The sequence below is a fragment of the Nocardia sp. NPDC127526 genome (genome assembly GCF_042672265.1).
GTDB lineage: Bacteria > Actinomycetota > Actinomycetes > Mycobacteriales > Mycobacteriaceae > Nocardia.
The window spans coordinates 316,804-340,396 of the sequence record NZ_JBHXVO010000005.1 but is presented as its reverse complement, the minus strand read 5'-3'; the positions used below and the strand labels follow the sequence as shown (position 1 = coordinate 340,396).

At 66.8% G+C, this 23,593-nt stretch carries 24 protein-coding genes, 1 tRNA gene and 1 riboswitch; of the genes, 5 read left to right on the top strand and 20 right to left on the bottom strand.

The window, feature by feature from the left end:
* The first annotated feature begins 117 nt into the window (after positions 1–117).
* The gene (locus ACFVIV_RS12660; protein WP_379195550.1) at positions 118–501 is read left to right on the top strand and encodes a cyclophilin-like fold protein; all 384 of its coding nucleotides are present in this window, start codon (positions 118–120) and stop codon (positions 499–501) included.
* A gap of 7 nt (positions 502–508) precedes the next feature.
* Here the strand turns inward: ACFVIV_RS12660 and ACFVIV_RS12655 are convergent, their stop codons facing one another.
* The 8 genes from ACFVIV_RS12655 to ACFVIV_RS12620 all read right to left on the bottom strand — a co-directional run bounded on the left by ACFVIV_RS12655 (position 509) and on the right by ACFVIV_RS12620 (position 7,006).
* Positions 509–805: a hypothetical protein gene (locus ACFVIV_RS12655; RefSeq protein WP_379195646.1), complete on the bottom strand. Its 297-nt coding sequence runs from the start codon at positions 803–805 to the stop codon at positions 509–511.
* A 114-nt stretch (positions 806–919) separates the two neighbouring features.
* A tRNA-Gly gene (locus tag ACFVIV_RS12650) sits at positions 920–992 on the bottom strand.
* A 109-nt stretch (positions 993–1,101) separates the two neighbouring features.
* Positions 1,102–1,896 (bottom strand): hypothetical protein, encoded by a 795-nt coding sequence (locus ACFVIV_RS12645; protein WP_379195548.1) that lies wholly within the window; start codon positions 1,894–1,896, stop codon positions 1,102–1,104.
* Positions 1,893–3,548: a cutinase family protein gene (locus ACFVIV_RS12640; protein ID WP_379195546.1), complete on the bottom strand. Its 1,656-nt coding sequence runs from the start codon at positions 3,546–3,548 to the stop codon at positions 1,893–1,895. Before ACFVIV_RS12640 ends, ACFVIV_RS12645 begins: the two co-directional genes overlap by 4 nt.
* Before the next feature lie 17 nt (positions 3,549–3,565).
* Positions 3,566–4,192 carry a hypothetical protein gene (locus ACFVIV_RS12635; RefSeq protein WP_379195545.1) on the bottom strand — a complete coding sequence of 209 codons (627 nt, stop codon included), beginning with the start codon at positions 4,190–4,192 and terminating at the stop codon, positions 3,566–3,568.
* Positions 4,189–5,049: a hypothetical protein gene (locus tag ACFVIV_RS12630; RefSeq protein WP_379195543.1), complete on the bottom strand. Its 861-nt coding sequence runs from the start codon at positions 5,047–5,049 to the stop codon at positions 4,189–4,191. Before ACFVIV_RS12630 ends, ACFVIV_RS12635 begins: the two co-directional genes overlap by 4 nt.
* A 48-nt stretch (positions 5,050–5,097) precedes the next feature.
* Positions 5,098–5,904: a hypothetical protein gene (locus ACFVIV_RS12625; protein WP_379195541.1), complete on the bottom strand. Its 807-nt coding sequence runs from the start codon at positions 5,902–5,904 to the stop codon at positions 5,098–5,100.
* Between the two features lie 22 nt (positions 5,905–5,926).
* Positions 5,927–7,006 carry a hypothetical protein gene (locus ACFVIV_RS12620; protein ID WP_379195540.1) on the bottom strand — a complete coding sequence of 360 codons (1,080 nt, stop codon included), beginning with the start codon at positions 7,004–7,006 and terminating at the stop codon, positions 5,927–5,929.
* A gap of 454 nt (positions 7,007–7,460) precedes the next feature.
* On the opposite strand from ACFVIV_RS12620, the gene ACFVIV_RS12615 reads away from it, so the two are divergent.
* A complete protein-coding gene (locus ACFVIV_RS12615) occupies positions 7,461–8,099 on the top strand; it encodes a hypothetical protein (protein ID WP_379195538.1) in 639 nt (212 codons plus the stop codon).
* A 10-nt stretch (positions 8,100–8,109) separates the two neighbouring features.
* Here the strand turns inward: ACFVIV_RS12615 and ACFVIV_RS12610 are convergent, their stop codons facing one another.
* A complete protein-coding gene (locus ACFVIV_RS12610) occupies positions 8,110–8,415 on the bottom strand; it encodes a hypothetical protein (protein ID WP_379195536.1) in 306 nt (101 codons plus the stop codon).
* Positions 8,402–8,794 (bottom strand): hypothetical protein, encoded by a 393-nt coding sequence (locus ACFVIV_RS12605; RefSeq protein ID WP_379195534.1) that lies wholly within the window; start codon positions 8,792–8,794, stop codon positions 8,402–8,404. The genes ACFVIV_RS12610 and ACFVIV_RS12605 overlap by 14 nt, the downstream gene beginning before the upstream one ends.
* Before the next feature lie 224 nt (positions 8,795–9,018).
* On the opposite strand from ACFVIV_RS12605, the gene ACFVIV_RS12600 reads away from it, so the two are divergent.
* Both ACFVIV_RS12600 and ACFVIV_RS12595 read left to right on the top strand, forming a co-directional pair.
* Entirely contained in the window at positions 9,019–9,927 is a 909-nt protein-coding gene (locus ACFVIV_RS12600; protein ID WP_379195532.1) for a helix-turn-helix domain-containing protein, read from the top strand.
* A gap of 10 nt (positions 9,928–9,937) precedes the next feature.
* Positions 9,938–10,123 carry a DUF397 domain-containing protein gene (locus tag ACFVIV_RS12595; RefSeq protein WP_379195531.1) on the top strand — a complete coding sequence of 62 codons (186 nt, stop codon included), beginning with the start codon at positions 9,938–9,940 and terminating at the stop codon, positions 10,121–10,123.
* Between the two features lie 30 nt (positions 10,124–10,153).
* On the opposite strand, the gene ACFVIV_RS12590 is transcribed toward ACFVIV_RS12595, so the two are convergent.
* The 9 genes from ACFVIV_RS12590 to ACFVIV_RS12550 all read right to left on the bottom strand — a co-directional run bounded on the left by ACFVIV_RS12590 (position 10,154) and on the right by ACFVIV_RS12550 (position 20,358).
* A complete protein-coding gene (locus tag ACFVIV_RS12590) occupies positions 10,154–10,654 on the bottom strand; it encodes a class I SAM-dependent methyltransferase (RefSeq protein WP_379195644.1) in 501 nt (166 codons plus the stop codon).
* Between the two features lie 268 nt (positions 10,655–10,922).
* Positions 10,923–11,153, bottom strand: a complete 231-nt coding sequence (locus tag ACFVIV_RS12585) for a hypothetical protein (RefSeq protein WP_379195529.1) — start codon at positions 11,151–11,153, stop codon at positions 10,923–10,925.
* An 8-nt stretch (positions 11,154–11,161) separates the two neighbouring features.
* Positions 11,162–11,584, bottom strand: a complete 423-nt coding sequence (locus tag ACFVIV_RS12580; RefSeq protein WP_379195527.1) for a hypothetical protein — start codon at positions 11,582–11,584, stop codon at positions 11,162–11,164.
* A complete protein-coding gene (locus ACFVIV_RS12575; protein ID WP_379195525.1) occupies positions 11,544–11,831 on the bottom strand; it encodes a DUF6881 domain-containing protein in 288 nt (95 codons plus the stop codon). The genes ACFVIV_RS12580 and ACFVIV_RS12575 overlap by 41 nt, the downstream gene beginning before the upstream one ends.
* Positions 11,832–11,834: 3 nt before the next feature.
* Positions 11,835–18,041, bottom strand: coding sequence for a putative T7SS-secreted protein (locus ACFVIV_RS12570; protein ID WP_379195523.1), 6,207 nt, complete (start codon positions 18,039–18,041; stop codon positions 11,835–11,837).
* Between the two features lie 7 nt (positions 18,042–18,048).
* Positions 18,049–18,717 carry a hypothetical protein gene (locus ACFVIV_RS12565; protein WP_379195521.1) on the bottom strand — a complete coding sequence of 223 codons (669 nt, stop codon included), beginning with the start codon at positions 18,715–18,717 and terminating at the stop codon, positions 18,049–18,051.
* Between the two features lie 46 nt (positions 18,718–18,763).
* Entirely contained in the window at positions 18,764–19,102 is a 339-nt protein-coding gene (locus ACFVIV_RS12560) for a YbaB/EbfC family nucleoid-associated protein (RefSeq protein ID WP_379195519.1), read from the bottom strand.
* 246 nt (positions 19,103–19,348) lie between these two features.
* Positions 19,349–19,663 (bottom strand): DMT family transporter, encoded by a 315-nt coding sequence (locus ACFVIV_RS12555; RefSeq protein WP_379195517.1) that lies wholly within the window; start codon positions 19,661–19,663, stop codon positions 19,349–19,351.
* An 8-nt stretch (positions 19,664–19,671) separates the two neighbouring features.
* Positions 19,672–19,737, bottom strand: a riboswitch (guanidine-III (ykkC-III) riboswitch).
* A gap of 21 nt (positions 19,738–19,758) precedes the next feature.
* On the bottom strand, positions 19,759–20,358 hold the full coding sequence (locus ACFVIV_RS12550) for a hypothetical protein (protein ID WP_379195515.1): 600 nt from the start codon (positions 20,356–20,358) through the stop codon (positions 19,759–19,761).
* Between the two features lie 81 nt (positions 20,359–20,439).
* On the opposite strand from ACFVIV_RS12550, the gene ACFVIV_RS12545 reads away from it, so the two are divergent.
* Positions 20,440–22,731: a P-loop ATPase, Sll1717 family gene (locus tag ACFVIV_RS12545; RefSeq protein ID WP_379195513.1), complete on the top strand. Its 2,292-nt coding sequence runs from the start codon at positions 20,440–20,442 to the stop codon at positions 22,729–22,731.
* A 4-nt stretch (positions 22,732–22,735) separates the two neighbouring features.
* On the opposite strand, the gene ACFVIV_RS12540 is transcribed toward ACFVIV_RS12545, so the two are convergent.
* On the bottom strand, positions 22,736–23,587 hold the full coding sequence (locus ACFVIV_RS12540; protein WP_379195511.1) for an alpha/beta hydrolase: 852 nt from the start codon (positions 23,585–23,587) through the stop codon (positions 22,736–22,738).
* Positions 23,588–23,593 lie beyond the last annotated feature (6 nt).

Sequence of the window (23,593 nt, the reverse complement as noted above, 5' to 3'; positions counted from 1 at the left end):
GTGGGGGCGCGCCAAGCTGGGTATCGGGCGAATCGACAGCTGGGACGCAGTGTCGGCGATGGTGTTTCGGAGATTTCGTATCTTCATCCGCAACCGCTGATCTTGTTGAATGCGCCCATGGCGAACCAGACCCGCATTCGCATCACCTGGCCTGCCGGCCACCTCACCGCCACCCTCGACGATGGCCCGACCACCACCGCCCTACGCGCGGCCCTGCCCATCGCGGCCACTGCGAGCACCTGGGGCGAGGAGGTCTACTTCGACACCGGTGTGTGCGTCGCCCGCGAACCCGATGCCCAGCAGGTCGTGGCTCCCGGCACCGTCGCCTTCTGGACCGACGGCGACGCCCTGGCCCTGCCCTACGGCCCGACCCCGATCTCGCACGGCTACGAATGCCGCCTGGCCAGTCCGTGCAATATCCTCGGCCGCATCGACGGCGACCCGCGCGATCTGGCCACCGTCCGTGGCGGTGACCCGATCCGCGTGGAGCTCGTGAACTAGGACCCCGTTATCCGATGGCCGCGTTCATGATGGTGCCCGCGCTGGTGGCGATGATGCCGCCGATCATGGCTCCCGCCACCATCTTCGGGGAGGCGAGCCCGCCGCCGGACCATTTCTCCCAGGCGAAGCGGCCGCCGGCGTAGGTGATGGCCAGGACGCCGCCCAGCAGCACGAACCAGGTGAAGTAGCGCACCAGTCGCATGAGTTTGTCCGCCGCGGGCGGTGTTTCGGGCGTGGGGTTGCCGATCTGCGCGTACACAGTCTCGTGGAGCGGGAGCACAGTGTCGTGGAAGGCGCTGAGCATGGTGATCACCCGATGAGATTACCGCGAAGAACGGGCAACATGCCCGGGATGTGCGCGAGATCTATTGCGCGGGAAGGGATTTCATTTTCGTCTGACGAGTGACGGGATTCGTTGAGCGGATGACGAGATTCGAACTCGCGACCCTCACCTTGGCAAGGTGATGCGCTACCAGCTGCGCTACATCCGCATGCTCACGTTTCCGGGGCGTTTGCCCCGTCCGGCTTGCGAGAAAGAACCTTAGCCGATGATCTGCCAAGTTCCAAAACGCCAGGGAATTGCCGGATCCACCTGCGTATTCACCGGGGCGTGGCTTCCTCCTTGAGCGGCACGATCGAGGAGACCAGGGTGCGGTTCCCGACCACGGTGGTGATCACCAGCTGGGCGGGCCAGGTGCGCTTGGTCCCGTCCGGATGGGTCTCGCTGACGATCATCACGTGCTGCCCGTCGAACGGCCCGGGCAGGATCTGCACGCAATAGGTGGTGCCCACCGGAATGGTGTCGATCCCGGCCTGGATCTCGGCCGCGGGCGGCGCGATGGCGTCGGGCGCGAACATCTCCCGCACCGCCTGCCCGGAGCGGTCTCCGTAATACCTGCTCTGTAGTGCGAGGATGACATCCGGCCCGGACCCGGTCCCGCCCGGCCCGTTGCCCCGCACATGCGCCCCGTTGACCTCGTTCGGGCATTCGGCCGAGGGTTCGGCGGCCGCCACGGCCGAGGTCGGCGTGGAGGTGGGCCCGGCCAGGGTGGAGATGGGCCGCGGTTCGGTCTCCGGGCTCATCTTGGCGACCTGCACCGCCACGGCCGCGACCACCGCGAGAATGGCCAGCAATCCGAGCAGCGGCACCGCCCACTGCTGCCGCGAGCTCTCCGCCATGCGTCGATGCCCGACCGGCCGCCGTGCCGCGCCCACGCGCCGCCGCGGCGCGGGTTCCTCGTAGTAGTAGTCGTCGTCCTCGTCGTAATCGTCGTAGTCGTCGTCGTATTCGTCGACGGGCTCCGGTTTCCGCGGTTCGGGAATCCAATCCGACCAGGAGCCGGTGTAATCCGCGTCCTCCCGCGGTAGCTGCGGGTCCGATTCGGTGGTGCTCATGGCGTCGCCTGCGGTTGGCCACTGGGAATGATGATCTGATACCCGCTGGTCGGCGCGCCCGAGGTGGTGAAGGACGGCGTCCCGCCGACGGTCGACGGCACGGTGGTCGCGCCGAAGTCGAAGGGCAGCTGCCCGCTGGGCGGGATGGTGGACGGCGCGGTCGACGGCTTGAAATCCAGTCCGCCGCCGGGCCGATCGCTGCCGCCGCTGGGTTCGCCACCGGATTCCACGACCCCGGCCAGATCATTGGCGACGGCCGCGAACCACTTGCCCACGAATTCCGCCGCGCTCTCACCGAATCCGGCGCCCTGCGGGTTGGCGTAGTCGTGCTTCTGCGCGGTGTTCCAGTACTTCACCCAGGTGGTGACATCCAGCAGATCCTTGTTGTCGGTGACATTGGTCACCACCGCGGTGAACGCCTGGCTCACCAGGCGGCTGATGGTCGCCGGCGGCACCAATTCGGTGACGGCCCCGAGCAGTTTGGTTCCGAGCACCGCCAGCCCGGCAAGCGGATTGGCCAGCCCCGCGGTGGCGATCTCGGCGATATTGGCCGGGGTGAGAATGCTCTTCGCCACGGCCACAATCGAGTTGAGCACGATCGAGCCGACCTTGACCACCGCCTGCAACGCCCCGCCCAGATCGACCGTGGTGCGCGGATCGGAAGCCTCGGCCACGCGCTGGGACAACGACTTCTGCGGCGAGATGGACAGATTGGTGATCGAGGTGCCGGAGATGTCCTTGTTCACCACATCGGTGAGCGTCTTGATCGAGGTGGAGGCGAGCGCGTCCACGATCGACCGCAGCGAGGCGATGGGATCCCCGCCCGACAATTCCACCTGTCCGGCGATATTGGCCACGGCCGTCACCAGCGGTGCGCCCGTCGGCGCGTCACACGCCAGATCGCCCGTGGTGCAGAAGCTCGCGACCCGTCCGCTGAGACTGCCGAAATTGGCGGCCGTATCGCTTTCGGGCCCGATGCCCTTCCCGCTGGCCGGCGTCGTCGACTGCGGCGGAGCCGGAAGCGCCGCCACCGCTTGACCATCGGTGCCCGGCGCGGGATCGGGCGCGGTCTTGCCGGGCGACCCCGGGAACAGCGGTGCGTTGGCATTGCGCGTCGGATCGCCGAACAGCGCCACCGCCGCGACCTTGTCGGCCGGGATGGCGCCCTTGCCCGCCCCGACCTCCTGCGCGAACAGCGAGGCCACATGCGCCCCTTGCGAATACCCGGTGATCGCGACCCGCGTCCCGTCGCAGCGCTCGATCGCCTGCTTCGCCATGGACTTCAACCGATCCAGCCCATTGGCGATCGACTGCGAGTACGGCGTCTTGTCATTGGACACCGCCCCGCCGAAGGAGGCCTCGTACGGCACATAGGCGCGGTCGACCATGCCCTCTTCACCGGCCCCGGCCATCATGGGCCGGAAGACCATCGACAGCATGCCGGTATCGGTCTGCACCTCGGCATCCGGCGAGGATTCCCCGGTGCCCTGAATCCCCAGCGCGTACAACGCCGGACATTGTTCGATGGGCAGCTCGGTCTCGGGCGGACTGCCGCCCGCACCACCGATGCCGACCCCCGTGAACACACACACGCTGGTCGCTATGAGCGCCGCATTGCGCATCGCCGCCAGGGGCAGTCGTTGTCGAGCCACGTCGCACCTCGTTCGGGTCAAGAAGCGGTGTCTGCGCCGGAGTGGGCGCGGGCGGTGATCCGCGCGCCGGCCGTGCGGGCGGCGGCGAGGATCTGCTCGGCCAGAAGCCGAACCGGTTGCGGTGGGGTGCGGGTGGGATCGCCGTCGTCACGCGGGGTGACGTCGGCGTCGGGATTCCATTCCGCGAGTTCGTGCGGTTCCAGGGCGCGCCACGGCTCCAGCCAGCCGAGCCGCCAGGATTGCGCGCCGAGGGCTCTGGCCAGGGTTTCGACCTCGTCGCGGCGCTCCTCGGCCCGATCCGGCAGCGGGCGGGCGGAATCGGCGACGGTAATGACGCCGACCACGTGACTTCCGGCGGGAGTGGCATTGTGCCGGTGCGAGAGCAGGGCGCGTTGCAGGGTGGCCAGACCGCGCAGGTGGGTGCGGGCGACCAGCACCACCAGCGGCGAATCCATATCCGCGCCCAGCCCGATGCGGGCGGGCCAGCGCTGTCCCGCGTCCCCGGCCCAGCTGAGGCTGGCGGCCAGCGAACTCACGCCCGCCCCGCCGTGCACGCCGACCAGCCAGACCAGCGGCGGGCGCGACGGCCGGTTCGGGACGGCGCGATGCCACATGGGCACGGGCGGCAGCGTGAGCGCGGTCATCGCAGCGCCCCCAGCAGTGTGAGATAGGCGTCGCGGGTTTCGGCGGCGAGCCGATGCCAGGAGATGACGCCGCCGCCGGCGAGATGAATATCGAAGGGCACCTGGACGACTTCGCGCACCCAGGAACCCAGATGGGTGCGCACGTGCTCGACCACGGTCTTCCCGGCCCCGGGCACCTGCTCGGTCAGCACGATCACCGCATCGCCGACCACGAACTCGCCGAAATTCTCGTCCAGCCATTGCAGGGCGGGCTGCAGCCGGTTGATGGCATCCGGGCGGGCGGCCACCGAGATCACCAGGCCCACCCGCGGATCGGCCAGCAGGGGAGCGGCCAGCCGGCTGGTCACCGGCGCGCCCGCATCGAAAACGGCCAGCAGACCGGCGGTTTCGAGATGCCGCTGCACCGACAGCAGCGATTCCCGCCGAGGCAGCGGATCCGGGCTGCGGTCCAGAATCCGCACACCCGTCGACGCCTGCCCCGAGCACGCGCCCACGGTGGAGGGCAGTTCGGGATGCGGGGTGAGCAGCCAATCCTGCACGGTGCTCACCGGTTTGGCCACGTCACAGCCGCGCAGCGCGAGATCGCCGCCGCCGAGGGTGGCGTCCACCGCCACCGGCCACACCTCGCCCTCGCTGTCCACGGCCGCCGCCGCGGCCAGCCCGAGCGCTGTCGTCGACGCCCCCGACGATCCGGATCCGCCGAGCACCAGCACCGAGGGCAGCGCAGCCCGCACCAGCCGCCCGTGCCCGCCCCGCAGCGGGACCGGGTCGGTGGGCTTGCCCGCGGGCGCGGGCTGCGCGAGTTCGGTTGTCTCGGAATCGCTCGCGCGGCGGATGAGATCGTGGACGTCGACCATCGCTCAACCACCTCCGGCATGGTCAGCGCTGCGGTCGGTCATGGCGGCTCAGCCTCCGGCGACGATCGAGCTGATCCGCACCTGGCCGTCGCGCACGGTGGTGGTCATGGTCTGCTGCCACGCCGATTGCGAACCGTCCAGGCGGCGTTCGTCCACCCGGACGTTCCAGCGGTCGGCGGCGACCTTGGCCACGGTCACGCAGTGCTGGGTGCCGACGGGGATGGCGGAGATCGCCTCGCGGGTGGACTGTTCCGGGGCGGCCAGCGCGTCCGGGGTGAGCAGGCCGCGCACGGCCTTCGCATCGCGCAGCACGTACCAGGAGTATTCGAGGCGCAGAATCACGCCCGGGCCGGTGGTGAGATCGCCTGCGCCGGAACCGCTGACGATATCGCCGCTATTGGCCTCCGGGCACCAGCCCGGCGCGGGCTCGGCCACCGGGGTGACATTCTCCGAGGTCGGCGAGACGGCCTGCGGCGGCTGCGTCTCCTCGGGCGTCACCGTCAGCAGCACACCGGCGATGACCAGCGCGACCACGCCCACCGCCGCCGCGACCAGCGTGATGCGCTGCCGCAGCTGCTGTTTGCGGCGTTCGATGCCCGCCCGCCGCCGGGCCTCCAGCACCAGCGGCGCCATCGGATCCTCGGCGAGCAGTTCCGCGGCCGCAACCCTCGATTTCCGCAGCGCACCGCGCTTGTGGAACGCCCCGTCGGCATCCCGGACCGGCGGCTGATCGCTGTCGAGCCACTCCGCCCATCCCGGAGCCGGTTTCGGTCCGGGGGCGGGATCCTCCTTGTCCAAGATCACCGGCAGGGCGGGCATCGGAGGGCGCGCCGCCGTGGTGTCATCGTCTTTCACGGCGTCACCTTCTCCGTTCCTCTCAAGCGGGCGGGGCCGCCTGCACCGCGGCCAGGAAATCCTCGGGGGTCAGCGCGGGCATCGCGGGCATGTTCGCGAGCGCGGCGCCGAGGGAGTTCACCTGCGTGGTGGCGTCGTGGACGGCCTGTTCGACGTTCTGGGAGAACTGATCGACCGCGGTGGAAACCTGTTCGACCACAGGGGCGACCGCGGCCGCGACGGGTTCGACGGCCTGCGCGATCGGGGCGGCCACATCGACGCCGGGGGCAATGGCCTCGGCCACCGGGGCGACGGCATTGATGATCGGCGCGGCCACTTCCTGGGCCGAGACGCTCGGAATCGGAGCCGAAAGCGGCGCTACCGCAGGCTGTTGGCCGATCGGCAATGCGGCATTCACCGTCGCAGGATCAGGAGGTGCTTGCTGAGGGATTACACCGGACAGACCACCGAAAGCACCGCCGGCGAGTGCGCCGACTGTCGCGCCCACCGCAAAGCCGGGAAGTGCGCCAATCGTGCCACCAACCAAACACCCCGCGCCGCCACCGATTGCTGCGCCTATCGGTGCGCCAGCCCCAGCGGTCGGGATTCCAGCAATCGCGGCGCCTGCGAGAACGCCGACCACACCACCGATCACGCATCCTCCGAGACCGAAGAGCGCTGTACCGGCGATACCGATACCACCGCCGATGGCACTTCCTGCCACGCTTCCTGCGGCCATCCGATCGGATTGTTCACGCGGGAAGCCCAAACCGTCGTACATCGCGGCGATCTGCCACTCGGCCATATCGAGGTAGGCCTGCGCCTTGTTGCGCGTCTTTTCATCGACGAAGTCAGGCAGCTGGATCTTGTTGGTGCCGACACGCAGCTGATGCGGATCAGTCGGCATGACGGATGGGGCATTCGGCCCAGGCACCTGCGGCTCAACCACTTCCGGCTCGCTCTCGCCCGAATCGGGCGTCTGCGGCGTGACCAGCGTGTCGATATTCGGCTGCGTCTGCTGCTGCGGTCTCGGCCGGTTGGGCGGAGCAACCGGCGGATCCGGAATGTAATCCGCCGGACTCGGCGCGGGCGCGACCACCGGCGGTTCCGGGGTGGTGCTCAACCCCGGCTGCCCCTCACCCGGTACCGCCAGCCCGGGCTGCCCGGGCTCCGCGCCCGCCACCCCGTGACCCGCCACCAGCATGAGCGGTAGGACAGATAATGCGAAGGAGGTACGTTTCGAAGTCATTCCCATTCCCCAATTCCCCGAAGATCCTGCGGGCCCTCCCGCTCGAAACCCCCTGCCAGTAGCGCATTGCGCGCCCCTGACCCGCGACATCGCTGATGGCCCATCCGAACTGGTTCGTGACGACCCATGACGAAACCCCACCACCGTGCGATGATCATGTTGCCGGGTCGATATTACCCGTAACCGCGCCCCTCACAAGGGGATACGGAGCAGTCGGAACGAATAATTCAAGCAACGGGTTCCCGCGTCGTAATATCGCTCCCACCCACGCAAGAGCCGTGCGCCGCAATCCCTCTCGCCCGCCCGCCGGTTCCCGGAAGGAATTCCCATGCGTGCCAAGGCAGCACACCTCACGCAACTTTTCTTGACCTTGGTCTTCACCGCCGCCGTCTCCGCCTGCGGAACCCCCACCCCCGCCGTCACCCCCACCACAACCACCCCACCTCCGGACCCGGCCCGCCCACCCGCCGAAATCCGCTGGGAGCCCTACCAAGGCATCCAGCTACCGATCGGCGCACAAGACGGCCCCGCCAAACCGACCCCCGTAGCCATCGGCTACTCCCATTCCCCCCAGGGCGCCGCCCTAGCCGCGATCAACCACACGCTTCGGCTTTCCCTGGCCCCCGACGGCGCCTGGCCCCAAATAGCCAACCTCACCCTCATCACCGGCCCCGCCAAAGACTCCTGGGTCCTCGCCCGAGCCCAAATCTCCATCACCACCCCCGCCGACCCCGCCACCGCCCCCCGCATCTCCGCCTACAAAATCGCCTCCTACACCCCCGACCGCAGCGCCGTAACCATCTACACCACCTACCCCGACGCCAGCATCGCCTCCACCACCCAATCCGTCCTCTGGTCCGCCAACGACTGGCGCCTCCAACTCCCCGACCCCAACTCCCAAGACCCCACCATCCAAGCCATCGACTTCATCCCCTACGACGCGATTCCCCTCGCTCCGCCCGCCTGACAGCGACCGATCAATTCAGATTCACGGTGTGCCGCCTAATGATGTCCTCGATCGGCCGCCCCGAACCGTCTCGGCCCGCCGATTCAGCACCATCGAAGATGACGTCCAGGATGTCAGCCCGATCGAGAGTGGCAGGCAGCCGATGCGACGCCCGCGCACTGACAATGACCGCATGCAGCACGGCCGCATAAACCCGCACCCGCGGCACGGCAAGCCTCCACCCCCACCCCTCCCACTCCCGCAACCGCGCCTCCACGGCATCGAGCACATCCACGATCACCTGAATCTCGATCCGGTCGGGGTCATCGCAACACATGACGCCCCCCGAGAAACACCGCCCCATAACCGAACACCGCAACCCGCATCATCGCGAACACCGACTTGCGCCTTCTCGCCGGCGGCTGCGCGGCCCGCCCATCGAGAACCATGCGCCCGGCCGCGACCAAGACCGCCCGCGCCCGCCGCCGCACCAGGCACCGATCCACCCCACACCCGAGATGCCACTGCATCGCGGTATGAGCCTGCGCAGTGGTCAATTCGCCGGGATCGGCATAACACGACCACAATCCGCGCACCGCATACTCCACCGCCGCCGGATCCGGGGGACCGGAACCAATGGCCCGCCGATTCTCTCGCTCGACTCGCTCAATGATCGTTTGCGCCGCCCATGGATTGGTGTGCTTGTTGCCGAACATCGCTGGCCTCCTTGGCCTCTCGTTGCTCCGGTACACCCGTGGCGCGGGAACGATGGTGAATGTCGGGCCCGGCGTGCCACCAGCACAGCACCAGCATGCGATAGAGACCAGCAAAAACGAGAACTCGATTATGATTGATCTGTTGCCGCAGAGTGGGATCCGCTTACGAGACGGAGTCAGATTCGCTTTCCTATCCGATGTGACTCGATTTCTGGGAGAAGAGCGTGAGCAGCATCGAAGACGACGGTCCTTCCTCGACCCTTCCGCGCCGCCAACTCGGGCGGTTTCTTCGCGAACGACGTGAATCGACCGGATTCACCATCGCCGAAGCGGCCAAACTGGTCGACCTGTCCAGAGCGGTCCTCCAGCGCATCGAGACCGGGCAGATTCAGAAAGTCCGCAAACAGGACGTCGACGCCTTGTGCAAGCTGTACGACGTCGGGGAAGACGAGACCGCGGCCGCCGTAGATCTTGCGGTACAAGCACGGGCCAAGAGCTGGTACCACGCCTACGGCGGGCTGTACAGCAGCGCCTTCAATATGTACGTCGGGCTCGAGGCCGCCGCCCGGCGGTTGACCACCTACCACGATCAACACATCCCGGGCCTGCTTCAGACGGCCGACTACGCGCGAGCGATCATCAGTGCATTGCCCAGCTTCACCAGCCGCGAGGACATAGATACGCGCGTTGAGTATCGAATGAAACGCCAGGTGCTGATCACGCGCCGGACGAACCCGGTAGAGATGGACGTCGTGCTCCATGCGTCGGTGCTCCACCGGGTGATCGGTGGCCCGAATGTCATGGCGGGAGCGTTGCGGCATATGGCCGAGATGTCCAAGCGCCCCAACATCACGATCCGAATCCACCCGTACAGCGCGGGCCTGACGTGGGGACGGCCGCACGGCTCGTTCATCCTCCTGGAGTTCGACCGGAACGCCAGAGGAGAGGCGATCGAACCCCCGGTGGTTTACATGGATGGCGGGCTGTCCCAAGACGTTTACCTCGAGAAGACCGACGATGTGCGGCTCTATAGTGAGCTTGCTACGGCCATCCGGGGTACATGTCTGGGTGATACAGAAAGCAGAAGCCTGTTGCGGCAGGTAGCGAAGGAGCACGAACGTGGTGAACGGTAACCTATCCGCGATGACGTGGTTCAAAAGCAGCTACAGCGAAGGCAGTTCGACCTGTGTTGAGGTGGCCTGGCTCGAGGGGGGAGCGGTCGGCATCCGCGACTCCAAGAATCCCACCGGCCCCGCACTGGTCTTCGCTCCTGGCGAGTGGGATGCCTTCACCGCCAACGTAATCGACGGCAACCTCACCAACCCATAACGAACCCTGTTGGCGCTGACCCCATCACGATCAGCGAAGCGGCCGCTGAGCCGAGAACAACGTGACGTCACCGACGTCGGTGATCTCAACCTCGGCGAACGCTGCCCGCAACGCCGCCTCCAGCCCAACTCGATCATCGGCGGCGTTGTTGAACGCCCCAACGCGTGTGTAAGCAGCGGTAAGCGCACGCCCGAACAGCGTGCGCGGCCGCTGGTTCAGGATCGTCGACCCGAACAACGTGCCATCCTTGGCAAGTACTCGCGCAAAATGCGCGAACGCGACACCTTTCTCCGCGAAAGAGCCCGGCACGCAGTGCATCACGAAGTTCACCCCGACGGAATCGAAACCAATCCCCGCGCTGTCGGGCACCGGATCGAGCACGTTACCGGTAACGGCTCGTACCTCACATCCCTTGCCGCGCAGACGCCGCCGAGTGTGCTCCATCGGGACCGGGTTCAGATCCATCAAGGTGACGACGGCCCCGGCGACCCGCCGCGCGTTGACCAGATACCACCCCCGACCCAGGCCCAACCTCGAGATGCCGCCGCCCAAAATGCTTGTCGTATGCCGCAAGCATGGCCTCAGCCGGACACCGCCACGCAAACCGATCCGACAACCGAATCACCCACAGGTCATAAATCGCCAGAAACACCGGCGTATACGGCCGCACAGCACGAACCGCATCCTCGTCGACCATCATGTTGCACTCCCTCCCGAGCGGCCACCCATTATGGATTCATAAGCAAAGGACGACTCGGTCGCCGCATAATTCTGTGACAGATAGATCGTGTTGAACGACCTATTCAGGACCGCCGAGCGCGATCGGCCGGTACGCCAGTGCCTTGTCGACGATCTGCTCCGGTGTCAGTCGGGGGTCCGAGTCGTCCCAGAAGATGTAGTCGCCGATCCGGGGGTCGGCTAACGAGTCTTTGAGCGTCTGCAGCCATGCGTCTTGCTGAATTTCGTCACCCTGGCCTTCGTAGAGCCGGGTGATGAGTTCGATGAGTTGTTCCCTGTCCAATGCCGCCATGTTTCACCTCAGCGGTTGTAGTCGAACTCTGGGTCGAGTATCTCGGCATAGAAGCGTGGGGTTACGACGGCTAGATTGTCCAGATCGTAGACTCCTCCGCCGTTATGGATCGGATTTATGTGGTGTAGGTTGTACCTTGTTGCGCCGCCGACCGACTGGGAGTCGGCGACAAACGGGGCTTTGCCTTGGGCCATGAGCACTCTGTTGCCCGGGCTGAATTGATTGGCCAGTTCCTTCGAGAATCCGTGAGAACGCCTCTGTGTCCCCGTCGTCCGCGAGTTTCTGAAGGATTCCGCTGCCGCGTTCTGCACAAGCCAGCGCAAAGGCGCCAAGTCCTTCAGCACTTGCGGTTCGAAGTTCTTGATATGACCACATTTCGAGTCAATCGAACTATCCGTCTCGCTTGGACACCGCTCGACCCCACACGTCATCGAACTGTTCGGGCGAGATTACGAATGCGGAGAATTCCGGCTGTGCGGCAACGTCTTCGATCTCGCCGACGGGGATTTCGCTCAATCCTATCTCCGCAGTCTCGTCGGTGCCATCGGTACGCAACAGGCGGCCATCGCGATACTCTTGAACCTTACGGGTTTCGTACCCGTCTTCGGCGATCTCGCTGAAGATTACGATCGGTTCGGCGTCGAAATCATGGTGCCAGATTACTTTCCAGTATTTCATATGTCAGTTCTTTCCATGTCTGAGTATTCGTCCGGATAGATCCAGCGCAGCCTGATTGGGGATTAGATACACGTCCGGCCGCTCTATCGATCGCCATACGTCCAGGCCGCGTACATCAATTTCCAAGAAGTGAGTGTACTTGTGCCCAGCCCAGGGCACCCGCAGGAACGCGTGCGACAACTGGCCTGCTGTCTTCGTTCCAGGTTGAATATCCGATAGGTACTGTCCATCACCGAATCGGGCATCGTTCGGGTTGTGCTCCTTCGTCGATGGGTTGAGTTCTCCGCTGTCCAGAATCCCTTCGTGGCCACGCTCATTCGTGTAGTGGAACAGCGATCCGACCTCATCGCCCGAGACTCGTTCCATGCGATAAGGGTCACATGGAGTCAGGCCGAGCGGGTCGATCCATCGAGTGGGGTTGTTTGGGTAGGTGTTCGGATTGGGTGCGGGTGCCAGCCCGAGGGGATCCTGGGTGAGGAATCTGCCGGTGTCCGGGTCGTATGTGCGGTATAGCGAGTGGTGAAGTCCTGTTTCGGCGTCGAGTATCTGTCCCGGAAATCGGAGTGGTGTCGCGGCCTCGCCGCACCAGTTGGTGGATCCCCATAACGTGGTGAACGCAGCGGCCGTGGAGCGCGCGGTCGCAGGGTCGATGAGTTCGACAGGTGTTCCGACGAAGTCGGTGACGATGGCGTAGAACTGGCGATCAATCGCAGCTTGGTCGGTCTGGGCCAGTGGTGTATGAGTTCCCGGTTGATAGTGCCAGCGCGTCGTAGCATCGCTGGTGGTCTGCTCGACGAGAGATGTTCCGTCCCAACAGTAATCGCAACGTTCGAGGACTGCGCCGTCAGCAGCGAGACGTTGCCTGGTGACACGACGGCCGAGTGCGTCGTAGGTGTAATGCCACCATTGGTGGTCGGGGGTCCAGACGTCGGTGAGCTGGTCGAAGCTGTTGTAGCGATAGTGCCAAACGTCCGGCTTGCGAGACAGCCGGGTGGTGGTCTTGCGGATCAAGCGGCCGGATTCGTCGTAGTGGTAGCGAGTGCGACCGTCACGGATCAGGAGGTTGTTGCGATATTCACGGCGACCGTCGTCGACCAGTTCAAGAGGTTCGGAGTGGAGTTCGGCGATCGCCGTCGCCGTGCCGGAGAGTGCGGGGCTCTGGCTGCGAACAATGTTGCTCAGCGGGTCGTAGTCGAACCTCTCGGTGGAGGCGCCGTTGTGGGTGACGGTTGTGACGCGGCCTAGCGAGTCGAGGTGGTAGTCGCGTTTGAGCGGTCTGCCATCGGCGTGGTGGGTGGCGTGGTGAGTGATGTGCCCGTCGGGCCGCCAAGCGTATTCGTCGGTGCGTAGCTTTCGGGGGCCGGAGCTGGAGCTGGTGTCTAGTCCGAGGTTGAGAAGTCGTACCGGGTTGGCGATCACGTCCTGGCGTAGAAGGCGTCCGACCGAGTCGTGGGCGTTCTCGATGGCTAGTTCGTCGATCTGCCAGCGGGATAGTCGGCCGGATAGATCGTGGGTGAAGCTGATGTCGTGCCCGTCGGCGATCATGCCGCTAGGGCGGCTGGCAAAATCGTAGAACCAGCGGGTTTCCGCGCCGCTGGGGGTGATTCGGCGGGTGCGGCGGCCCAGCTGGTCGAACTCGGATCGCATGGGCGCTTGGTCATCGAGTTGCTGGGAGGATTGCTGCCCGGAGTCTGTGTAAGTGAATTCGAGTTTGTGAGTGATGGTTTCGCCTTGACCATTGAGCGCCGACAGCAGCCGACCCGCTGGGTCGTGCTCATAGCGGATCCAATCCCCCAAATCGGTGCAGATCTCGGTCAGGTGTCCCAGAATGTCGTGAGTGTGTCGGTGAATGATGCCGGTCGGTCGCACCACAGCGGTCGTACGACCGACAAGATCGTAGGTGTATTGCGAGGTCGCCCCGTTATAGTCGGTCTCCGAGGCCAGTCTGCCCGCGGAGTCGTAGCGATAGTGCCAGGTGTGGCCGAGGGGGTTTGAGACTGCGGTGAGACGGCATTCGGTGTCGTAGGAGTAGCGGGTGGTGGAGCCGTCGGGGTCCGTCCGTGAGACGGGCAGATCCCAGCTGCCGTAGGTGTATTCGGTGGTGCCGCCTGCGCGGTTGGTGTGGGTGAGCAGGTTGCCTTCGCCGTCGTAGGTCCACGACTCGTGGTGTCCGTCGGGGTCGAGGCGGCGGAGGAGTTTCCCTTCCGCGGACCAGAGATAGCGGGTGGTGTGGCCGAGGGGGTCGGTGACCGCGATGGGGCGGCCGAAGCCGTCGCGAACGATGTGGGTGGTGGCGCCGAGCGGGTCGACCACCGTAATCGGAAGACCTGCCGTGTCGACGGTGATAGCGGTACGGGCGGTATTGGGTTCGGTGATCGTGGCGACCGCGCCACCCGGGTGATACGTGTAGGCGGTGCGGATTCCACCGAGGTCAGTTGTGGCGGTGAGGTTTCCGTGTGCGTCCCAGTCGCGGTGCTCGGTGCTGCCGTCGGGGTGGGTGATCGTTTCCGGCCGATTGCGCCAGGCGTAGTCGATATCGATCGCGAGACCGTCGGGGCGGACGATGCGGGTGACGTCGCCGTCGGCGGTGTAGGCGTAGTGGGTGACCGCGTTGTCGGGGGCGGTGACCCGCAGAGGTTTTCGGGCGGCGTTGTAGTCGATGCGGGTGTGCCCACCCGCCGGGTCCATGATGTCGCGGACGCGCAGATCGTGGTCGAATCCCCGGGTGGTGACCGCGCCCTGGGAATTGATGTGGCGGGTGAGGTGGCCGGAACCGTCGGGGTAGGCGAGATAGTCGAATCCGGCGTTGAGGATGCCGTCTGTGCCGTGTTGCAGGATCACCCGACCGGCGCTGTCGTAGGTGTTGACCATCGACGTGCCGCGGGAATCGGTCCACGACAGCATGCGGTCGCGGTCGTCGTAGGTGTAACCGGTGGTGGCACCGGCGCCATTGGTCACTGCCGCCAGATTGCCGGCCGCATAACCGAATCGACGCACCACCACGCGCTCAGGGTGATCGGAACCGAACTGGCCGGCCCCCTCGGCATCGTCGAAACCGCCGCTGCCGCTGGACGTTCGGCTCGAGTCGAGGACGGTGAGTGCCGTGACCCGTCCGATGCCGGGATCGGTGGTGATCTCGACTCGGTAGCCGCCACTGTGCGTGATCGCGGCCGGCGCGCCGTCGGCGTCGTAATGGAATCGAATGCGATTGCGGTGCCGATCGGTGATCGCCGCGAGCAGATACACCCCGAACATCCCGTCGAGGCCGGGCTCGGGAGCGAAATGCCAGATGATCTCGCGTTCGGGATCGGCGACGCGGTAGGTGCCGGTATCAGCGCGCACGCACGTGTACCGCACCCCGCCGGTGAGTGGCGGCACCGCGGCACCGGGGTCGGCGTGCGGGTAGGCGAGCAGGAGCCCGTCCTCGCCGAGGAAGGTCACCTGCTCGGCGTCGACGACCACCCGCATATCCAATGTCGAGGACCAGGTGGGCCCGAACCAGCGGCCCCACCGATAATTCGAGCGATGCCGCCGCCGCAACACCAGCGGCAGCACGCCCGGCAGGGTGAGATCGGTTTCGGGCAGCAGGAATTCGCCCGTCGCCGCATCGACCGGGTCACCGCATTCGGCGACGTCACGAGCGGTTTGCGTATTCGCCGGGTCTCCGGCCGCATCGGCGACATCGCGGTTGGGGTCGGATGGGTCCTGCGGTGAATCCGAATCCGGTTGCCCGCCTTGGTTGTCGGGTTCGGGGCTCGGCTCGTGGTTTTTCGGGTCGTGCGGCCGGTCACCGGCATCGTCGTGGTCGCCACGCGTATCGGGATCGCGGCTATGAGGGGAGTCGCTATCGGGAGACGATCCGTGCTCAGGTTCGGTGTGTGCGCCGGGTTCGGGGTCGCGGCGTGGTGTGTCCGGGGCGTCGGAATGCGGGCGCGGCGGGTTTCCGGCGTCCAGGTTGGTGCGTGGAGTTGTCGCGTCACCGGGGTGTGGGCGAGGACCTGCCGGGGTGTCCGGGGCAGGCCGGGCGCCCGGTGCCGGGTTGCTGGTTCCCGGGCCGTGGTGGGCGGGGCTGACCGACGCTGGAGACGACGGACCTCGGCCGGACGGGCTGTCCGCCCGTGCCGGACCGGCGACCGGATCCGGGCGGGTCACGGACCCGGGAGCATCCCGCACCGGGGCTGAAGGGGCGGTCGAGGATACGGGCCCCGCAGTCGGTTCGTCCGCGCGAGAACTGGGTTCCACAGCCCGTTCGGGCGCGGAGCCGGTGGTGTCGGCGCGCCCGGTTCCCTCGGCGGGTGTGTGGCCGCCTGGTTCGGTGTCTGGGGCATCGGATCGGGTTGTCGCCGGTGAGCCTGGCTCGGAATCCGGTTGGTGCCCAGGGCTGTTCGTGCCGGGATCGGTGTGCACCGGACCCGTACCGTCGGGAGTGATATTGGTGTCGGCGCGTGCCGGTGCAGGAGCGTCACCGGCTGGGCGGGTCGCGGGGGAGTCGGAGTCCGGACGTGTGCCGGGGGTAGCCGGGTCGTCGGCTCGTGCCGGTCCGGTCGAGTCGTCCGGGTGTTGCGCCGGTGCGTCGGGCGTCTGATCGAGATGCGTTGGTGGAGTGTAGGTGTCGCGCTCCGGTCCGGGTGGGTCGGAGTCCGGCCGCGTACCGGGCGTGGCCGGGTCGTCGAGTCCGGACCCCGCCGACGGCTCGCCGGCGCGAGGACCGGGCGTGTCGACTGTCGTATCGGGCCGCGCCGTCGGTGAGTCCGGGCTGGGCTGCCCTCGCCCGTCCGACACCTCGACCTGCCCGCCGCCGTCATCGTCGGTGTGCTTGCGACCGCTGGGCTGCTCGCGCGCGGGCGCGGGTTGATCCTGATGTGCCGCTTGCACATTCGCGTCGGGACGCGCCGGTTCCGGGGCTGCGCCCGCACCGCGATCCTGCGGCGGAGCGTCCACGTCCCGTGGGCTCTGGTCCGCCATATCTGGCGTATCCCGTTGCGGCACACCGCTGCTGGTATCGGCATGGTGATCGACCGGCGAGCCGGATCTGTCCGGCGCCGTCCGGCCGAGGTCGGGTGTGCGAGTCGGCGCATGGGGCGACGGGGCGAGATTGTCCACCCTGTTCAGCAGCGACACCGGCTTGGTGGCCAGCCCGGCGCCGCCGGTCGGAATGGCGGTCACCGCGTCGAAGGTCAACGCGCCCAGCGCCTCGAACGGGTTGCCCTTCGCGTCGTCGATCATCGCGTCGACCGCCGGTCCCGGGTCGGCGGCGGTGGTCACCAGGCCCCCGGCCATATTCGACAAATTCTCCAGGTACTCACCCGGATGAGTCAGGTTGTAGACATCGGTAGGGTTGAGTTGCCGGACGAACTGCACCAGTCCCGATCCCGCGGTCGAGAGCCCGTCGATGAAGCTCAACTTCGCGTATTCGCCGATCTGCCCCAGATCTTCGAGATCGGCGCCCATGCGCGAGATGAACGGCGGCTCCTCCGGCGCGAGCGCCTTGGCCGCCGAAAGTGCCGTCACCGTTGTCGCCGCAGCGGTATCACGGTTGGTCCGGGCTCGCGCCAGGGTGTCCCGCGCGGCCTGGAACATTGGTGACCAGGTGTCGACGACCGTGGTCCTGGCCTTCTCCTCATCCGAGAGCGAATTCCACCGCGCCAGCACCCGCCGCCGCTCCTGCACGGCCGCATTCCACTGCGCGATCGCATCCGCGGCCAATCCTTGGGCCGCGAATACCGCCGCCGACCATGCGTCCAACGCGGTCTTGGCATCGGTGAACGCGTCGGCGGCCTCGGTCCACTTCCCGGGTTGCGGGGAGAACCCGACCTGAAAACCGTCCGCGCCCAAGCCCTCCCAGTCGTTCACATTCCCGACCGCACGCAACCCCTCCCCGGTCTGATCCGCCGCGGTCGACAGCTTCCCGAGACTGGTGCCGGCCTCGGTGATCGCCGACGGTTCCCCGCGGATCAGCTCCTTCGGGTCCTCGGTCTCGCCCAGCTCGCGCTCCTCGACCTCACCGCCCAGCGCCGAGGACACCTGATCACCCAGATCGTCGAGGGACTCGCCGAGCGAATCCCACCCGAGTCCGTGTGCGGCGTCCGCGCCGACGTCGAGCACATCGTCGACCGCCTCGCCGAGTTTCGCGGTGGCGGTTTCGGCCGCATCCTCGACGGCCTCCCCGACCTGATTGACCTTGTCCCCGAGCCAGTCCCCGATACCCACGCCCGGCTTACTCCCCCTGACTGGATTGCGGATTCAGCAGCGGCTCGTACTTCTTCTGGATCTGCTCGACCTGCGCGGCCGCGCCCGTGTTCCAGCCCGGCGCCGGCATGCCGTCGACGTCCGTGACCAGCGTCGCCGGATTGGCCACCACACCCAGGTTGGCCGCCGCCTGCGGCCCGACCGCTTGAATGATCTCCATGTTCATCTGTGTGGCAATCGCCGCCCGGTCGAACGATTCCCGGCTGTAATCGGCATTGAGCACCTGCGTGAACGCATTATCGGAGAACGTGTCACCCCAATCCCGGGCAGCGATCTGATCGCGCGTCAGGTGCGGGTTGCTGGCCAGGTTGGTCCACAACACCTTGAACATCTCCTCGGCCTTGGCATCCATCGCGTGATAGCGGCCCGCCGCCAACCCCAACGCCTGCGCGATCTCGTTGCCCGACTGCACCAGCGCCCGCACACCCCACGACCACCGCTCGGTATAGGACTCGAACTCGGTCTGCACCGACGCCTTGCCCGCCTCCAGGGCCGACAACGCCAGCAACGCCAACCCACGCCCGGACGCGGCGGTCTCCTTGAACCCCACCTCCGCCAGCGCATCGATCATTCCCGTAATGCCATTGGCCGCCTGCTCCAACGCCGCCGGATCGACCCGCAACCGCTCATCCGCCACTACCCAGCCTCCCTCATCAGGAATTCCGTGCCCAACCGAATTCCGGCTACATCCGATACGTGATTCGAAGCGGCGCAGCCTCTTCCCATTGCGGGGTTCCGGTGGTGGGCGCCGCTGGCCGGCTGTCGTGTGCGAGCTGCCCCAGTAACTGGGCGGCTTCGGCTTCGGCTTGCTCCCTCGCTCGGCGATGACAGCGTGAGATCACGGCGGCGAGTCGGGCGGCATCGGCTTTCATCGCCTCGGGATCGATCCGCAGGTCCGTGATCGTCCCGTACGCATCCGTCTCGACAACCACCATCCCCCGCGACTCCTGCGCACGCCCACGCACTTTCGACATCGCCTCATCGACCTGCCGGGCGCGAGCGGCCCGTTGCTGCGAATCCACCCTCACACCCCCTCATCCACCACCGAAACCGAGCATGCGCCGATCCGGGCGTCCCGCCCGATGCTAATCACCAGCCGGGAGGCGGACAACTTCGCCCGCGGCATCCCTTTCACCGCGCCTGCGCTAGGCGCGCTTGACCTTCGTTCTCCGCACGAGCCACGGATTCCCGTCCGGTGCCGCGCCTGTGCTCGCAAGTGGCGAGACTGCTCTCGCAGCGATCGGATATGCGTCAGTCGTGCTGTGTGACTACGAGATCAGCTTCAGGCCCACCACGCAGGCGACGATGCCCGCCAGCAGCAGGACCTTCAGCGAGCCGACGGCCTCGCCGCCGGTCGCCATCGAATAGACGACGGTCAGCACCGCGCCGATGCCGACCCACACGGCATACGCCGTACCGACCGGCAGATCGCGCATCGCCCACGCCAGGCCGGCCATGCTGCCGATCAATGCCACACCGAAGAGCGCGGTGGGGCCGAGGCGCGAGAACCCTTCGGACTTCCCCAGCGCGGTGGCCCACACGGCTTCCAGCGCGCCGGACAGCACAAGAATCACCCAAGACATGACAGACCTCCGAGGCCGTCTTGTCGCGCGCCGGGTACGGCTCCCTCGTCCGGGGTTCCAGAGCGGAACCGCCTTCCACCATGGCAAACAATGCGCTATCCGGGCAAGTTCGGGCCCGGTGACTTCGGTCGCCCTCGGGTCGCGCGGGCGAAATAGACGGTGCATGCCGCGTACAGCAGCAGGAACGGTAGCGCCGCCCATAGCGGGACCAACGGGCGATCGGGCTCGGCATCGCTCAGCTGTGGCGTTGCCCAGCTGTTGCGATCCCAGCGCACGACAATGACTTCGCCGGGCTCGAAACCTGCGCGTGCCACGGTGTGGGGGAGTCGCTCGCCATCGAGGGTGGCGATGGCGGTGTGGAAGGTGCACACGCCTTTGACTTTCCGGCACACGGTTTCCACGGCAATGACTTCCCGTGGCTCGGTGAACGCCGCGCGGTAGGCATGGGAGATGTGGGCGGGCACGATCAGAATCAGCGGGAGGGTCGTCAGCACGGCCGCCGCCAGGGGCGCCTTCCAGCTGGGCTGCTCGGAAATACTCGACCAGAGCCAGGCCGTGGCGAAAACACTCGAGATCGTCACCAGCCCGCCGGCGATATTGCCCGGATCGGTATCGCGGAGGCCGATGACCGGCCCGGCGATCAGGGCGGCGGGCAGCCATACGGCGAGAACCGCCACTTTCACCCAAAGCCGCACGGCCGCAGTGTAAGTCCAGCCGGGTGCGGGTAGGGTCTGCTTTCCGGTGTGGGTTCCGGATCAGAGAGCGATGTGGGGGATATGGACCCGGTTGAGCGTCCGAGCGAGTTCGAGCTGTTGCTGCGCAGCGTTACCGAGCCCGAATCCGGGGGTGCTCTGCTGCTCGGGCCGATGGGCTCGGGAAAGACCACCCTGCTGCGCGTACTCGAGGAGTCGCTGAACCGCCGGGGCCGCGCCGTCTTCCTGGTACCCCTTGCCGGGCTGCGCTATCCGGACGGGGTCGGGGAACGCATCGTGACGGTGATCGCGGCGTCGTCCTATGGTCGGCTCGTCGGAACGACGCGTTTTCTGCGTTCTTCCGCCGGCGCTCCGCCGATCCGCGAGACGGCGGCATTCCTGCAACGCTTCGCCGACCGTCTTCCCGCACCGGTGCTGCTGCTGGATTCCCTCGACGATACGGCCAGCCCGTCGCGTTTCGCCGCAGCGATCGAGGAGCTCACCTCGCTGCTCGGCGACTGGAAGTTCGTGCTCGCCGCCCGCGAGGACTTCCGGGAGTATCGCCGCTTCGCGGCCTTGCAGGTGATCCGGCTACCGGGCGTCGCGCCGAACGGATCGTGGGGCCAGGCCGCTCCGCCCGCACCCGGCGCGCCACCGTCCGACGTGGGCGCGATGCCTGCCGCGTCCTCGGCATTCGCCCGGGCAGGATCGCTGGGCGACAGCGTGGACGAGGCGATCGATGCGTCGCCGGAACCCGCGAAGACCGCCCGGCTGCTCGAGGAGATCGCCCTCGCCGGCGGCTCGGAGACGATAGTCGCCCTGGCCGCGAAGACCTCCATCCCGGAGGACGAGGTCCGCAATCTGCTCGCCGCGGTACGGCTGGGGCTGCGACCACTGTATGTCGCGGGCGTGGACGATTCGTCGGTGACAATGGGGGAGCCGCACAAGCGCGCGATTCTCGCCGCCCGCATTCTCGTCCCACGATTTCGATTGGCGGACTTGACGTTCGGATCCGAGGAAGCCGAACGCGACGAGTTTCTGGACCGCAGCTTCGTCCACCGCGGAAAGCTGAAAGCGATTGTCGGCCAGCGCCGCTCCCTCGTCATCGGCGATCGCGGCTCCGGCAAGAGCGCGATATTCCGGAAGCTGTGCACCGATGAGTCGGTGGACCGTACGCGAATCGATGTGCGTCCGGTGGCGAATACCGGTGAGCTGCTGCATCGCATAGTCGATGGCGATTCCTGGCTCGATGTGGACGGTTTGCGCGCCGTCTGGCTGATCGTCGTCGCCTCCGTGGTGGCGTCGGCGCTGCCCGCCTCCGCCTCGAAGCGACTGCGCCGCGACGCCGCCGATCTGCGCGCCGCCCTCGGCATGGCCGAGCCGCCCGGGCCGGGCCGCCGGATGCTCCGCGCGCTGGTTCATCCCCTGCGCGGTACGAGCGTGAAATTCGCGGTGGGACCGGTCAATCTCGAAACCCAACTGCCCTCCGGCGCCGAAACCGGTTCGCGCAGGGCCGAAGTGGATGTCGAAGCGTTTCTGCGGGAGGCGGATCACACCCTGCGGCAGGCGGGGCGGCGGGTGCTCGTGCTGTTCGACCGCATCGACGAGACCTTCAAATATGATCGGGCCAAACAGGAAGCCGTGGTGCAGTCCCTTTTGCAGGCCGAAGGGCGCGTATCGCTGTTCGAGAACATCGGCCTCACCATCTTTCTGCGGACCGACCTTTTCGAGCTGTACGACATTCAAGAGAAGAACAAGGTGGTGTCGCGGACGCTCACCCTGGAGTGGTCCGAGGATCAGTGGTTGCAGGTGCTGATCCGTCGTGTGCTCGCCAATGAGGAGTTGGCGAAACTGGCCGACCGAGCGCGAAATGCGGACGGCTCCCTGAAGATCCGCGCCGCTCTGGAGATGATCTTCCCGACCGAGATCGAGGGCCGGCCGATCGACCGCTGGCTGATCGACTCGCTGCGCAATGGAAACGGCGACATCTCACCGCGCTCGGCCGTACTGCTCCTGCATCTGACCCGCGAACTGTCGAACAAGTCGGACGAGTACGTCACCGACCTGCCGCTCTTCCCCGAAGACTCGGTGACACCCGCCATGACGAAGGTCTCCGACCTGAGCTTCTCCGAGGTCGTCAACGACTTCAAAGTCGCGCCGTCGTTCGTATTGAACTGCCGCGCCGGGAAACTCACCGAATTCGCACTCCACGAAGTCGCCGACCTCTTCGAGGAATCCGAAGGCAAGATCAGCGAACAGGTTCGCCTGCTCGAGCGTCTCGGCTTCCTCGAACGCGTGGTGCGGGAGACCGAGACGGGGACCCGATCGCTGTTCCGGATTCCCCGCCTCTACACGCGCTGCTGGGACTACGCCTGACGGCTCAGGCGAAGCGCTGCACGAACTTCAGCGCGGCCTCGGCGACCTCACGCCAGCCGCTGTCGATGGTGAGGGCGTGCCCGCGGCCCGGGATCTCCGCGAACTCGGTGACATCCGGGTTCCTCCGCTGCTTGTGGAAGGCCGCTTCGCTGATGGCGCGCGGCACGGTGTTGTCCTTCTCGCCCGAAATGATCAGCAGCGGGCCGCGTTCCGGATTCTCGGTGTCGACCTTGTCCTCCGACCACGGGTTCAGATTGGCCGCGGCGGCCTGGAACAGCGGTGCGCCGGGGGCGGCGACGGCGAAGGTGTCGTAGAGCTGCCGCGCTTCGTCCTCGCCGACCGCATTGGCGAAGGAGTAGCGGAACTGCTCGTAGGTCAGCGGGACCGCGCGATGGCGATTGGCCGGATTGGTGAGCACCGGTGCGGCGGCGCGCAGCGAGCTGATCGGCAGGGGCAGCACGCCACGGAAGGGCGCGGCATCGATGGCGACGGTGGCGACGGACAGGCCGCGCCCGGCGATGATCTGGGCGAGCAAGCCGCCGAAGGAGTGCCCGACGACCGCGGGCTTGCGGGACAGCTCGCCGATGACGGCCGCGACATGATCGGCGACCTGTCCGATCGTCTTGCCCGCGAACGCTTCCGGGTGTTCGTGGGCCGCTGCGACGGTCTCCGGGTCATCGGGCCAATTGGCGGTCACGGGCGCGTAGCCGGCGGCGGCGAACACCTCGGCCCAGCGGTCCCAGCTGCTGGCCAGCAGCCACAGGCCGTGGATGAAAACCACTGGCGTGCGGCCGCTCTCATTGGCGCGGGCGATCTGCTCGCGGGTGTGCGCGTCGATGGAGGACGGTGTGGTCACGGCGAA